The sequence below is a fragment of the Desulfurispora sp. genome (assembly GCF_052744395.1).
The window spans coordinates 25,787-39,044 of sequence record NZ_JBRAJI010000004.1; the positions used below are offsets into that span (position 1 = coordinate 25,787).

Here is a 13,258-nt window from a genome sequence, read left to right on the forward strand (position 1 = left end):
TGTAATCGCTTTTCACCACCTTTATGTGGTAGCTTGCCTTTGCACGATGGCGGTGTGCATCCCGCGCTCGCCCGTCCGGAAAACCGGGCGCACTGGCTTGCCCGGCGAACATGGACAACACTCGCCTGTCACAGATGGGCTTAGGCTTGCAGTGGGTGTGCCAATCCCGCGCAAGCCCGTCCGGAGCGCCGGTAACAGCACCCGGCGAGGCCACGGCAGCAGGCCGGGAGGCGCGGACAGGACGTCCGCGCCAGCCCCAGTTGAGACAGGATGTCGAATCTGGGGCGGCCCGGCCTGCCCGTGGCCGAGCCGCTGGTGCTGCCCGGCGCGCAGTTCGGACGAGCGCGGGATGCACACCCACTGCGGTGTGAAGTACAAACAGCACGCTACAGTACCGTCCGAAGCGAAGCGGTTGGGCGAGCGTTGTTCCCCCATCGCGGGCGCAGCGGCCGGTCGGCCAGCAAAAGGCCCATGAGCAGGCTGGCCAGCCTGTCCGGGTGATGGCGCACCACCTGGCCTTCTATTTGCAGCAGCTCCTCCGCCAGCACGGCCACTCCCAAGCGGGCGCATTCCGCCTCATCTACCAACACCGGTCCGGCCTGCTGGGCGGCATAGCGCTCCCGCACAGCCGCCGGCACCGGAGCCCGGTTGACAATCATCCAGTCCACCACCCGGCCGGCATACTGCTGCAGCACCTCCAGGTGACGGGAGGCGGTAAAGCCCTCGGTTTCCCCCGGCTGGGTCATTACATTGCACACATATACTTTGCGCCCCGCCGCCTGCTGCAGGGCCTGTCTGATGCCGGGCACCAGCAGGTTGGGCAGGATGCTGGTGTAAAGGCTGCCCGGCCCAAGCACAATCAGGTCGGCCTGGGCAATGGCGGCCACGGCCTCGGGCAGGGGCGGGCAGTCGGCCGGTGATAGAAAGACTTCGGCTATCGGGCGTCCCGGCTGCGGGATGCTAGATTCCCCCCAGACCACCTCGCCGTCGGCATAACGGGCCCCCAGGGTGCACTTCTGCAGGGTCACGGGCAACACCCGGCCCCGCACGGCCAGGACGCGGCTGATATCGTGGACGGCCTGCTGAAAGCTGCCCGTCAGGTCGGCCATGCCGGCCAGGAGCAGGTTGCCCAGGCTGTGTCCGGCCAGCTCACCGCTGGGGAAGCGGTAGCGGAAAAGCTGCTCCATCAGGCTCTCCCGGTCGGCCAGCGCCACCAGGCAGTTACGGATATCACCGGGGGGCAAGATGCCCATATCCTGGCGCAACCGCCCCGAACTACCGCCGTCATCGGCCACCGATACTATAGCCGTCAGGTTGCTGGTATATTTTTTCAGGCCACGCAGCAAAGTGGACAGGCCCGTACCGCCGCCAATTACCACAATGCGCGGGCCGCGCTTTAAAAAATGCCGGGCGTAGAGCAGGTCCACCAGACGGGTACCGTCGGGCTGCACTACCACCAGCAGCGATTTAACCGCCCGGTAAAGGCCATAAATATTGGCCGCCAGCCCGGCCAGCCCCCCCAGCACCAGCCAGGGCCAGGCCGCAGCCAGTCCCAGATGGGCTTTGCCCCACTCCAGCACCAGCTGGCGGGGAAAGGGCCAAAAACGGGCGGCCAGCAGCGCACTGCTGGCCAGCGTGAGCAAGAAACCGGCCGCCGCCAGCAGCAGCCAGCGTTTCACCTGCAGGCCCGGGTAGAGCCACTTGGCTAGCTGCCGCATACCTCTCCCCCCGCCGGCAACCCGATGTCCCGGTGCTGCACCTGCACCGGATACCCCTGCTGGCGCAGAAAACGGGCCAGTTCGTTGACAATGGTCACCGAGCGGTGCCGGCCGCCGGTGCAGCCCACCGCAATCTGCAGTCCGGCTTTACCCTCGGCCTGGTAGTAAGGCAGCAAAAACTGCAGCAAGTCTATTAATTTTTGCATAAACTGTCCGGTAACCGCGGGGGCCAGTACATAATCGGCCACCGCCCGGTCATTGCCCGTCAGGGGACGCAGTTCCCGCTGGTAGTACGGGTTGGGCAGAAAGCGCACATCGAACAGCAGATCGCAGTCCGAGGGGATACCGTATTTGTAGCCAAAAGAGGTAATGGTGACCCGCAGGCGCCCGCCGCTTTCATCACCGGGAAAGTGGTTGCGGATGATCTCTTTCAGCTGGGCGGGCGACAGGCGGGAGGTGTCCACCTTTACATCGGCCTGGCCGCGCAGTTCGCGCAATTTTTCCCGCTCCTGGCGAATGCCGGCCAGCACATCGCCGCCCTGGCTCAAAGGATGCACCCGCCGCGCTTCTTTGTAACGCCGCAGCAAGACCTCATCCGACGCTTCCAGGAAAAGGATCTCATAGCTGACCCGATTCTGCTGCAGGCCAGCCAGGGCATCACTGAGATCATCGAAAAATTCCCCGCCCCGGATGTCCACCACCAGGGCCACATTTTTGATTTCCCGCCGGGAAGCCAGGCACAGCTCAATAAACTTGCCCATCAGGCGCGGCGGCAGGTTGTCCACGCAGAAAAACCCCAGGTCTTCCAGCGCTCTTACCGCCTGGGTTTTACCAGCCCCCGACAGGCCGGTGACTATGACCATGCGCAGCCCCATGCCACCACCCCTTTCTTCTGCTATGACGACTGACGACTGACGACCGGCTACCGGCCACCATCACTGGCCAGGGCCCGCTTTAGATAATCGATCACTTCTACCGGTCCGGGATCAAGGCCATAAAGAAAGGCCAGATATACGCTGGTGTAGTCACCGCTGTAAATCAGGGAAAAGGTGCGCGCCAGTCGGCCGCCCCCGCTGGCCGAAACCTCGGTGACGCCGCCCACCGCAGAAGCAATGATTTCCCTGGTAATATCCACCCGCTTCTGCACCCGGGGATGATCGTCGGGGTCGCGCAGGATGACTATGTGCAGCTGGCGCAAAATTTCGGGCGGCACCTGAAAGCCCACCAGTTCGTTGTGGTTCAATTCGGGTAAAATGTTCCAGTAGGCCGGCGCCTTGGCGTTTTCGTTAATCTGCCCTTTCCAGCGCTGGGCCACCACTTCGCTGGTGCCGCTGGCCCCCCAGACCACGGGGATGCGACCGTGTAGCTTGAGCGCCAGCTGCTTGGCGCTGTTGCTTTCCTGGGGCACTTCGGGAGCCAGGTTTCTCTGCAGCGTTTTTAGATGCTCCACCAGTTCCTGGACTTCTTTTTCCACACCCGAAATAAAGCCCAGTTTTTCCAGCACCACCAGGGTGGGGATGAACAAAAAGCCGGTGGCTGCCCGGGGCTGCAGTCCGGCAGGTATTTTAATCCAGGGCACGCCGTCCTGATTGGCCAGCTCGGCCAGCCGCCCTCCCGTGGTCAGGGCCACAATGCGGGCGCCCTTCTGGCGGGCCTGCTGGTAGGCACTCAGGGTTTCCTCGGTGTTGCCCGAATAGCTGACGGCAAAGAGCAGGGTATCCGGGCCCACAAAGGCGGGCAGGGTGTAGTCGCGGTTGACCAGCACGGGGACGCTGCAGCGGTCCAGGCAGTACACGCGCAGCAGGTCGCCGCCAATGGCCGAACCGCCCAGGCCGGTGACCACAATGTTGCTGATGGGCGCGCTGTCCGCCAGCTCCAGCCGGCCGGGCAGTTCCCAGCAGGCCAGGTAACACTGGTGGGGCAGTTCGGCCAGGGCTTTGAGCATACCTTTGCTGTCCTTTTCATACAGCAATTGTACATTGTCCAGCAGTTTTGCGTCCATGCCACCGGGCCGATTTTTCGCCGGCCCGTTCACCTGCCTTTCGTAATATTATGATCTTTCTGTTTTTCCAGCACATCTTCCACATAGGCCCGCAGCACTTCGGCCACCCCCCAGGCCTGGGCCGGACAGCCCCGGGCCATCACCGGCTCGTTGCCGTCGAAAATTTCGGCAATATAGCCCACCCCGTGCTCGGCCAGGTGGTCGGCGAAGGGCTGGATGATCCTGGCAGCCAGCCGACGGCTGGCCGCATCGTAATTATACGCCCGCCGCAGGGCGGTGACAAAGGGCCCGATCAGCCAGCTCCAGGCTGTACCCTGGTGGTAGGCGCCATCTCGCTGCCAGCGGTCGCCCTGGTACACCCCCCGGTAGGCGGGGTGACCGGGAGCCAGACTGCGCAGCCCGTATGTGGCATAAAGCTCGCGCCAGACCACGCCCAGCAGGCGGCGCATCTGTTCCTGGCGCAGCGGGGTGAAGGGCAGCGCGCAGGCGATCACCTGGTTGGGCCGGATGGCCGCATCCGCCCCCTGCTCGTTGACCACGTCATACAGGTAGCCACCCGCCTCGTACCAGAAGGTGCGCTGAAAGCTCTCCTGCACCCGCCCGGGCAAATCCGGCCAGGAGAAGGGACGGCCGCACAGGCGGCAGAAGTATTCCAGCACCCCCAGGGCGTTGTGCCACAGGGCGCAGATTTCTACCGCCCGGCCGTGCCGGGGGGTGACCACCCACTGGTCCACCTTGGCGTCCATCCAGGTGAGCTGGTGCCGGGGGCTGCCGGCAGCCAGCAGCCCGTCCTCCTGCATCCCGATGTGGAAATGGGTACCCTTGATATACCACTCCACTATCTCCTGCAGTACCGGCAGCAGATGCTCCCGGATCAGCTCCCGGTCGCCGGTGTACTGGTAATATTTATAGACCGCGTGAAAGTACCACAGGGCAGCGTCCACCGTGTTGTACAGCGGCTCCTGCCCCCGGCCGTCGGGAAAGACATTGGGCAAAAGGCCCTCTTTACAGTAGGCGGCGTAGGTGAGCAATATGGAGCGGGCGGCGGCAAAGCGCCCGGTCACCAGGGTGAGGCCGGGCAGGGCAATCATGGTATCCCGCCCCCAATCGTTGAACCAGGGGTAACCGGCAATCACGCTTTTGCCCCCCGTGGACTGGCGGCGCACGATAAAGGCATCGGCCGCCCAGACCAGGCGGCGGGCCAGCGGGTCGCTGTAACCGGCCTGCTCCAGCAAAACCTGATAACGCTTTTTCTCCTTTTCTAGAGCGGCCGGGCCGTCCACCTCCCGGCAGGTGGTAGTGGTAGCCAGAAAAGTGATCCAGGCGTCCTCATGAGGGGCAATTTCCACCGTGAAGTGTCCCGGCAGGTAGTGGTCCTCTACCGCCGGTTCCCCCCGGGCCGCTTCTTCCGGGTAGAAAAGCTCCCGGTACCAGTCGTCGGCCGGGTGAAATGAGGCCCGGTCACAGCAGAGGAACAGGGGCGGTACGGCCGGGGTCGCCTGGATGCTCACCCCGCGGGGGACAGGGCGGGCGGAAAGGGCAATCTGGCCCTGGCGCAGCGTCCAGTGGTGATCGCGGCAGTTGACCATAGGGCGCAGGCACAGGTGGGCCGGCTGCGCACCGTTAACCAGGCGGTACAGGACCACCGTGCTGTTTTCACCGTGCAGCATAAAAATGGTCTTTTCCAGCCACACCTGATCAAAGGCGTAAACAAACGTGGGGAAATAATCCAGCACAAAACGCTGCTGGTGGATGTACCCGCCTTCGCTCAGGCCGTGCACCGTGCGGTTGGTGGCCAGGTTGTAGGTGGTAGAGCCGATAGTCACGCTTTCGTCCAGTTTGGCCAGCAGCAGGGTGCGGCGCACCGGCGGGCTGAGCGAGGCCACCAGCAGGCCGTGGTATTTGCGCGTGTTCAGGTTGATGATGGTGCTCATGGCATAGCTGCCCGTACCGTTGGTCACCAACCACTCCCGCCCGGCTCCGGCCTCATGATTGGCCCAGGCCGCCTTGCCCAAGGTAATGGGCTGCATCCCTCTCCCTCCCTCACTTTCCGGCAGGCGGCGCCAGACCCCGCCCGGAACACGACACCGCCTGCCCCAATATAAATTTTTCCACCACCCGGGCCACGCCGCCTTCCTCCACCGGAGCGGTGACGCAGTCGGCCCGCGCCTTCACTTCCTCCCGGGCATTGCCCATGGCCACACCCAGCCCGGCCATCTCCAGCATTTCCAGATCATTATAACTGTCGCCCACGGCTATGGCCTGGGCCAGAGATAGCCCCAGATGGTCGCACAGGCGGGCCAGGGCCTCCCCCTTGTTGGCCCGGGGATGGGAAAACTCCAGAAAAAAAGGCTTGGACTTGGTAATATGCAAACGCTGACCAAAATGCCGCTGGCAGAGGGGCAGCACGGCATCCAGCTCTTTTTCCGGCGCGATAAACAGCACCTTGGTCAGATCGCGGCCGGCCCGGCGCAAAAATGCCCCCAGGTCCCCCACAGGAGTGGCCGCAATACCCGAAATGGCCTGATAGCGCAAACTGTGTTCATTTTGCTCGGCCACATAGATGTTGTCATCAAAATAGGCGTTGACATGAAAGCCCCACTGCCGGTTCAGCTCCAGCACTTCCAGAGCCAGCTCCAGGGGCACCGGGCAGTGCCAGATTTCCTCATCGGTGAGCGGATGGCGGATACAGGCCCCCTGGTAGGTAATCAGGGGCGCGATTATACCCAGACGCCGGGCCAGGGGCAAAGTGGCCTGGTACATGCGCCCTGTGGCCAGAACCACCTGCACGCCGGCCGCCCGGGCCCGGGCGATGGCCGCCTCGTCGTCCGGATGAAGGCGCAGTTCCCGATCCAGCAGTGTATCGTCCACATCCATGGCCAGCAGCTTGTACTCGGTCATTATTATACTCCTTTCACCAGCCCTTCCCGCAGGACGCCGCAGAAATTTTAACAATAAATATAAATATGCTATTTATGTCGTAATGTGGACAGTTGTTCTGTTATAATATATCTTGAGGTGACTTACAATGAAGACCACATTATATGTCAACCGCCAGCTCCTCCAGGAAGCAATGGAGCTGGCCGAACTGAAAAGTATCACCGAGACCATTGAAAAAGCCCTGGTGGAATTTGTCCGCCGCAAACGTTTGGAAAAGCTGGCCGCCAGCCTGGGGCAGGTAGACCTGGCTCTGGACGATTCCATGCTGGAGGAACTGCGCCGGAATGAGTGAAAAATTTCTGATAGACACCTCGGTCTGGATTGAAGCGCTGCGCCCCGGTGGTAATCCCAAAATCACCGGCTGGTTACGGGAGACTCTTCTGCAAGAGCGCGCGGTACTGGCCCCGCCCATCAAAGCCGAAATATTAATTGGTGCCCGCAGTGAAAAACAGTTTGCGGAACTGGACAGCATGCTCCAGGCCCTGCCCCTGCTGACCGGGGAGGACATTGTCTGGGAAAAAGCCGCCCGGCTGGGCTATCGTTTAAGGCGACAGGGATTGCTCATCCCCATGATGGACCTGCTGATTGCCACCTGGGCGATGCAATCGGACTGCACACTGGTACACCGGGACAAGCATTATGACCTGCTAGCCGGTGCCTGTCCCTCCCTGAAAGCTTACAGCCTTACCTCCAGCTGAACTGTGCGCGGGCGCACCCGCTGCTCCAACTTATTCCCGATCGCCACCCTCCCCGTGCCAAAAGCGGTACACCGCCGCGGCAGCGCTGCGGTTCATGCCCGGCAGGGCGGCCAGCTCTTCCAGGGAAGCTTTTTTAAGCTCCTCCAGCCCGGGGAAAGCCTTTTGCAGGGCCCGCCGCCGCACCGGGCCAATGCCCGGGATTTCCTCCAGCACCGATTTCAAGCTGCGCCGGGTGCGTCGTTGACGGTGATAGCTCACGGCAAAGCGGTGCGCCTCATCGCGCAGGACCTGCAACAGCTGCAGGGCCGAGTCATCCCGCTGCAGGCGCAGTGGCTGGCCCGCCGGCCGGTAAATCAGCTCTTCCTTCTTGGCCAGGGCAAATACCGGGATGTGGGCCAGACCCTGCTGCTGCAGCACCCGGAGGGCAGCGACCAGCTGCCCGGCCCCGCCGTCAATGAGCACCAGATCGGGCAGCTGATAAAATTTGGCCTCTTTGGTGGACAGCTGGCCGGTATTGATCAGCTGCCGCTCTTCCCGGGCCCGGTTAAAGCGCCGCTCCAGCACCTCGGTCATGGCGGCAAAGTCGTCCGGCCCGCTTAAAGTGCGCAGGTGGAATTTGCGGTACTCCTGTGGCGCCGGGCGGCCTTCCAGCATCACCACCAGGGAGGCCACGGCTTCCTGCCCGGCAGTATGGGAGATGTCGTAGCACTCCAGGCGGTGGGGCGGTTCGGGCAGTCCCAGCACGGCGGCCAAGCGTTCCAGCGCCTGCTCCTTCCGCTGCCGCCCAGTGCGGGCCAGCTCCTCCTCCTGCAGGGCCAGCCGGGCGTTGTGGGCCACCATGTCCACCAGCTGTTTGTCATCGCCTTTTTGCGGAACTTTAATCTGCACAGCCGGCCGCTTTTTTTCTCTCCCCAGCTCTTCCGGCCAGCCCTCCGGCGGTTTGCTTTCCGGCTGGCCGACAACACCAGCGCGGTCTATCGGACCACTTTTTTTCTGTAATAAAGTCAGCCACCCGGCCACGGCGGCCAGCTCCCGCCTGTCCCCCTCGGAAAGCAGGAGCAGCGGCGGGATGAACTCGGCCCGGCTGTAATACTGTTTGAGAAAGGCGGTGAGCACCTCGGCCCGCTCCAGCCCTTCGGTGCCCTCCAGAAAAAAATTCTCCCGCCCCACCAGCTTACCGCCGCGCACAAAAAAAAGCGCCACGCAGCTCAGGTCGCCGCTTCTGGCCAGGGCCAGCACATCGCGATCGCCCCGGCCGGCGGCGGCCACTTTTTGTTTTTCCAGCACGCTCTCCAGCGCCCGCAGCCGGTCCCGCAGCAGGGCCGCCTTTTCAAACTGCAGCGCCGCGGCCGCCGCCTGCATCTGTCCGCGCAGCTGTTTCAATATTTCCTCCTGCCTGCCTTCCAGAAACAGGCAGATCTGCTCCATACTGCGCCGGTATTCCTCGCGGCTCACCCGCCCGCCGCAGGGGGCCGGACAGCGCTTGATGTGGTAATTGAGGCAGGGTCGTTCCACCTTGCTCAGGTCTTTGTGCTTGCAGGTGCGAAAAGGGAAGAGCGAGCGCAGCACTTCCAGCGTTTCCCGCAGGTCGCGCACCGCTGTGTAGGGCCCGAAATAACGGGCCCCGTCCCGGGTCACCGTGCGGGTAACAAAAACCCGCGGGTAGTCCTCGTTTATGGTCACCTTGAGGTAGGGATAGCTCTTGTCATCGCGCAGCAGCACATTGTAGCGCGGCCGGTGCTCCTTGATCAGGTTGGCCTCCAGGATCAGGGCCTCCACCTCGTTGTCGGTGACAATGTATTCCAGGTCGGCTGCCTTTTGCAGCATTACCCGGGTTTTGGGCGGCAGGCGGGCGGGATCCTGGAAGTAGGAGCGCACCCGCTGGCGCAGTGAGACCGCCTTGCCCACATAGAGCACACTGCCGCTGCTATCGCGAAAAATGTACACGCCGGGCGCCGCCGGCAGATGGGGCAGTTTGTCCTGTAAACTCATAATGTCACCCTTTACCAGTTCACTACCACCACATTTGGGATAAAGTTAAAATGTTGATCACGGGTGGCCAAAACCAGACCGTGTTGTTGAGCCAGAGCAGCAATCCAGAGATCATTTTCCGGAATGGGCTGCCCTTTTCTTTGCATAATAGATTTAATCTGCCCGTATAACCTGGCGGTTTGTGTATCCACTGACAGTACTTTCACCCGGAAAACCAATTCATCAATGCGTCGGCTGTTGGCTTCCACCCGCTGCGACTTTTGCGCTCCATAATACAATTCGCCTAGGACAATGGATGGTAAAAAAATTTGCCGGCAACCCACAATGTTCTGCAAAACATTTTCATCCCCGGCAAATAACGCAATCACAATATTGGTGTCCAGCAAGCAATTACCAGTTGCCCCGTTCAATTCTTGCGCACCCTTCGGCAATAGCTTTTTCCATTAACGCCAGATCATCCTGAGCAATAGTACCGGCCAGAGGCAGCAAAGCCTTCCCCCCGGCCTGGGCCAGCAAAGCACGGATAAATTGCAGCACCTGCTCCTGTTGTGGCTCGGTTAAAAGCATAAGGCTATCCAAAATATCTTTCCTGATCCTGGACAAATCGCTACTAGTCAGCATATTCGTCCCCCCTGTCTCGAAAATATCCCCGAACAATCCCCGCTCTTATCTTCCATTATAGCAAAAAATCTAAAAAAGCACCTGCCGCAAAAACTGCCCGGTGTAGGACTGCTCCACCCGGACCACTTCCTCGGGCGTGCCGCAGGCCACCAGCTGGCCGCCCCGCACGCCGCCCTCGGGCCCCAGGTCGATAATGTAGTCGGCCGTCTTGATCACATCCAGGTTGTGCTCAATAACAATTACGGTATCGCCAGCGTCCACCAGACGCTGCAGCACGCCCAGCAGGCGGTGCACATCGGCCATGTGCAGGCCGGTGGTGGGCTCATCCAGGATGTACACGGTGCGGCCGTTGGAGCGGCGGGCCAGCTCGGTGGCCAGCTTAACCCGCTGGGCCTCCCCGCCCGACAGCTCGGGAGCGGGCTGGCCCAAGCGGATGTAACCTAGGCCCACATCCTGCAGAGTCTGCAGCCGGCGGTGGATGCGAGGGATGGCCCGGAAAAATTCGGCCGCCTGGTCCACAGTCATGGCCAGCACATCGGCGATGTTTTTGCCCTTGTAGGTAACCTGCAGCGTCTCCCGGTTGTAGCGCCGGCCCCGGCAGACCTCGCAGGGCACATAGACATCAGGCAGAAAATGCATTTCAATCTTGATGATGCCGTCGCCCTGGCAGGCCTCGCAGCGTCCACCCTTCACATTGAAGCTGAAGCGCCCGGCCTTGTAGCCGCGCAGGCGGGCTTCCGGCGTCAGGGCGAACAGTTCGCGAATATCGGTAAACACCCCGGTGTAGGTGGCCGGGTTGGAGCGGGGGGTGCGGCCGATGGGCGACTGGTCCACTTCAATCACCTTGTCCACATGCTCCAGCCCCCGGATCGCGCGGTGGGCGCCGGGCTTCACCCGGGCCCGCTGCAGGGCGGCGGCTAGGGCCCGGTAGAGAATCTCGTTGACCAGCGTGCTTTTGCCCGAGCCCGACACACCGGTGACGCAGATGAACAGCCCCAGGGGGAAGGCCACGTCGATATCTTGCAAATTGTTCTCCCGCGCCCCCAGTACCTCCAGGTACTTGCCGCCCGGCACCCGGCGGGCGGCCGGCACCTCAATGCGCCGGGCGCCGCTCAAATACTGCCCGGTGAGCGACTGGGGACAGGCCATGATGGCTGCCGCATCGCCCTGGGCCACCACCTGCCCTCCGTGCTCGCCCGCCCCGGGTCCGATGTCAATAATGTGGTCGGCCAGACGGATGGTTTCCTCGTCGTGCTCCACCACAATCAGGGTATTGCCCAGATCGCGCAGGCGGAAAAGGGTGCTCAGGAGCCGCTGGTTGTCCCGCTGGTGCAGACCGATACTGGGCTCGTCCAGGATGTAGAGCACACCGGTCAGCCCACTGCCAATCTGGGTGGCCAGGCGAATGCGCTGGGCCTCGCCGCCCGACAGGGTGCCGGCCGCCCGGTCCAGCGTCAGGTAGTCCAGCCCCACATTGACCAGGAAACCCAGCCGCTCGTTAATTTCCTTGAGCACCTGGCGGGCGATGGCCCGCTGCCGTTCAGTGAGCTCCAGGCCCATCAGAAACTCCTGCGCCCGGTGCACGGGCAGGGCGCACAGCTCATGAATGGCTAAACCGCCCACCTTAACCGCCAGAGCTTCCGGCTTGAGACGCGCCCCCCGGCAGGCCGGGCAGGGCACCGCGCTCATGTACTTTTCAATTTCCTGCCGGATATACTCGGAGCTGGTTTCTTTGTAACGGCGCAGCAAATTGTTGACCACGCCCTCAAAGCTCATGTTGTAGACATGCTCGTAACCCAGCCCATCCCGGTAGCGCACCGGCAGGCGCTCGCCGCCCGTGCCATAGAGCACCTTTTCCAGCGCCCGGGGCGGCAGCTGCTCCACCGGCGTGTCCAGGGAAAAACCGTACTTGCCGGCCAGAGCCTGCAAAAAGGCCGCGGCGTGCTGGCCCTGCTGCCAGCCCATAATGGCCCCTTCGGCCAGCGACTTGCTCTTGTCGGGGATGAGCAAATCGGGGTCGATTTCCTGGCGCACACCCAGGCCGGTGCACTGGGGGCAGGCGCCGTGGGGGTTGTTGAAAGAAAAAAGGCGGGGCGACAGCTCGGGCAGGCTGATGCCGCATTCCGGGCAGGCCATGTTTTCACTGAACAGAATTTCCTCCTGTTCGCCCACCGCCACCAGGGCCAGCCCCCCGGCCTGTCGTAGAGCGGTTTCCAGGGAATCGGCCAGGCGGCTTTCCACACCGGGGCGCAGGATGAGGCGATCCACAATAATTTCAATATTATGCTTTTTATTTTTGGCCAAGCTGAGGGCCGGTTGTTCGCTCAAATCGTAAACCGCTCCGTCCACCCTTACCCGACCGAAACCCTCCTGCCGCACCTCCTCCAGCAAACGGGCAAACTCGCCCTTTTTGCCCCGCACCACGGGCGCCAGCACCTGCAGCCGGCTGCCCTCGGGCAGGCTCAGCAGCCGGTCCACCATCTGCTGCACGGTCTGGCTGCTGATCACCCGGCCGCAGCGCGGGCAGTGGGGCGTGCCGATGCGGGCGTACAAAAGGCGCAGGTAGTCATATATTTCGGTCACCGTACCCACTGTGCTGCGCGGGTTGTGGGAGGTGGTTTTCTGATCGATAGATATGGCCGGGGAAAGCCCCTCGATACTGTCCACATCGGGCTTGTCCATCTGGCCCAGAAACTGGCGGGCGTAGGCCGACAGCGACTCCACATAGCGGCGCTGCCCTTCAGCGTAAATGGTGTCAAAGGCCAGCGAGGATTTGCCCGAACCGGACAGGCCGGTGAGCACCACAAATTTGTGGCGGGGTATTTCTACATTGATGTTTTTCAGGTTGTGCACCCGCGCGCCGCGGATGATGATGTGATCCTGCATGGGGTCAAACGCTCCTGTGTAATTTTTCGCCGAGAGAAAGACAGCACCTCTAGCGGTGGCCCTGCCGGACAGCCTCCGGACCCTGTCTCCTCAACGATATGGTTGGTCTCATTAACTGCCGGTTCAAAATCGCGCGATGCGCGTCTGGACGCACTTGTGCCCACGCGCCGCAAAACAATGGCATTGCCCTCTATATACATGGCCAGGTCGCTGGTACTGTCAATGCCCAGCTGCACCAGCACTGCGGCGGGCAGCACCACCTGGCCCAGATGATTGATCACGGTATAATACTTGCTTTGCGCATTTCTCTGCAGCATCACTGCACATATCCCCCTTCTCCCGGTTCGGCTGCCTGAATTGATACGAGCCAGGGAGCGCCGCAGATCAGGCGTGCGGTGGCA

General features: G+C 62.1%; 12 protein-coding genes. 2 read left to right on the plus strand and 10 right to left on the minus strand.

What is annotated here, in order from left to right; genetic code table 11:
- Positions 1–386: 386 nt before the first annotated feature.
- Genes ACUVTU_RS01865 through ACUVTU_RS01885 form a run of 5 tightly spaced genes read right to left on the minus strand, consistent with a single transcriptional unit; the run spans position 387 to position 6,621 of the window.
- Positions 387–1,718, minus strand: coding sequence for a gluconeogenesis factor YvcK family protein (locus ACUVTU_RS01865; protein ID WP_445888263.1), 1,332 nt, complete (start codon positions 1,716–1,718; stop codon positions 387–389).
- Positions 1,706–2,587: an RNase adapter RapZ gene (rapZ, locus tag ACUVTU_RS01870; protein WP_445888311.1), complete on the minus strand. Its 882-nt coding sequence runs from the start codon at positions 2,585–2,587 to the stop codon at positions 1,706–1,708. The genes ACUVTU_RS01865 and rapZ overlap by 13 nt, the downstream gene beginning before the upstream one ends.
- A 53-nt stretch (positions 2,588–2,640) precedes the next feature.
- Entirely contained in the window at positions 2,641–3,720 is a 1,080-nt protein-coding gene (locus ACUVTU_RS01875) for a bifunctional phosphoglucose/phosphomannose isomerase (protein ID WP_445888264.1), read from the minus strand.
- 29 nt (positions 3,721–3,749) lie between these two features.
- On the minus strand, positions 3,750–5,750 hold the full coding sequence (locus ACUVTU_RS01880) for an amylo-alpha-1,6-glucosidase (protein WP_445888265.1): 2,001 nt from the start codon (positions 5,748–5,750) through the stop codon (positions 3,750–3,752).
- Between the two features lie 13 nt (positions 5,751–5,763).
- Positions 5,764–6,621 carry a Cof-type HAD-IIB family hydrolase gene (locus ACUVTU_RS01885; RefSeq protein ID WP_445888266.1) on the minus strand — a complete coding sequence of 286 codons (858 nt, stop codon included), beginning with the start codon at positions 6,619–6,621 and terminating at the stop codon, positions 5,764–5,766.
- 127 nt (positions 6,622–6,748) lie between these two features.
- Between ACUVTU_RS01885 and ACUVTU_RS01890 the strand changes: the two genes are divergently transcribed.
- Both ACUVTU_RS01890 and vapC read left to right on the plus strand, forming a co-directional pair.
- A complete protein-coding gene (locus tag ACUVTU_RS01890) occupies positions 6,749–6,952 on the plus strand; it encodes a type II toxin-antitoxin system VapB family antitoxin (RefSeq protein WP_445888267.1) in 204 nt (67 codons plus the stop codon).
- Positions 6,945–7,358 carry a type II toxin-antitoxin system VapC family toxin gene (gene vapC / locus ACUVTU_RS01895; RefSeq protein WP_445888268.1) on the plus strand — a complete coding sequence of 138 codons (414 nt, stop codon included), beginning with the start codon at positions 6,945–6,947 and terminating at the stop codon, positions 7,356–7,358. The genes ACUVTU_RS01890 and vapC overlap by 8 nt, the downstream gene beginning before the upstream one ends.
- Before the next feature lie 30 nt (positions 7,359–7,388).
- Here the strand turns inward: vapC and uvrC are convergent, their stop codons facing one another.
- From uvrC to ACUVTU_RS01920, 5 genes are all read right to left on the minus strand, one after another.
- Positions 7,389–9,350 (minus strand): excinuclease ABC subunit UvrC, encoded by a 1,962-nt coding sequence (gene uvrC, locus ACUVTU_RS01900; RefSeq protein ID WP_445888269.1) that lies wholly within the window; start codon positions 9,348–9,350, stop codon positions 7,389–7,391.
- 11 nt (positions 9,351–9,361) lie between these two features.
- Positions 9,362–9,736, minus strand: a complete 375-nt coding sequence (locus ACUVTU_RS01905) for a type II toxin-antitoxin system VapC family toxin (RefSeq protein WP_445888270.1) — start codon at positions 9,734–9,736, stop codon at positions 9,362–9,364.
- Between the two features lie 4 nt (positions 9,737–9,740).
- Complete coding sequence (locus ACUVTU_RS01910; protein ID WP_445888271.1) at positions 9,741–9,971, minus strand: hypothetical protein; 231 nt, start codon at positions 9,969–9,971, stop codon at positions 9,741–9,743.
- Positions 9,972–10,040: 69 nt separating this feature from the next.
- Complete coding sequence (gene uvrA, locus ACUVTU_RS01915) at positions 10,041–12,857, minus strand: excinuclease ABC subunit UvrA (protein ID WP_445888272.1); 2,817 nt, start codon at positions 12,855–12,857, stop codon at positions 10,041–10,043.
- A complete protein-coding gene (locus ACUVTU_RS01920; protein WP_445888273.1) occupies positions 12,812–13,177 on the minus strand; it encodes an AbrB/MazE/SpoVT family DNA-binding domain-containing protein in 366 nt (121 codons plus the stop codon). Before ACUVTU_RS01920 ends, uvrA begins: the two co-directional genes overlap by 46 nt.
- Positions 13,178–13,258: the final 81 nt, after the last annotated feature.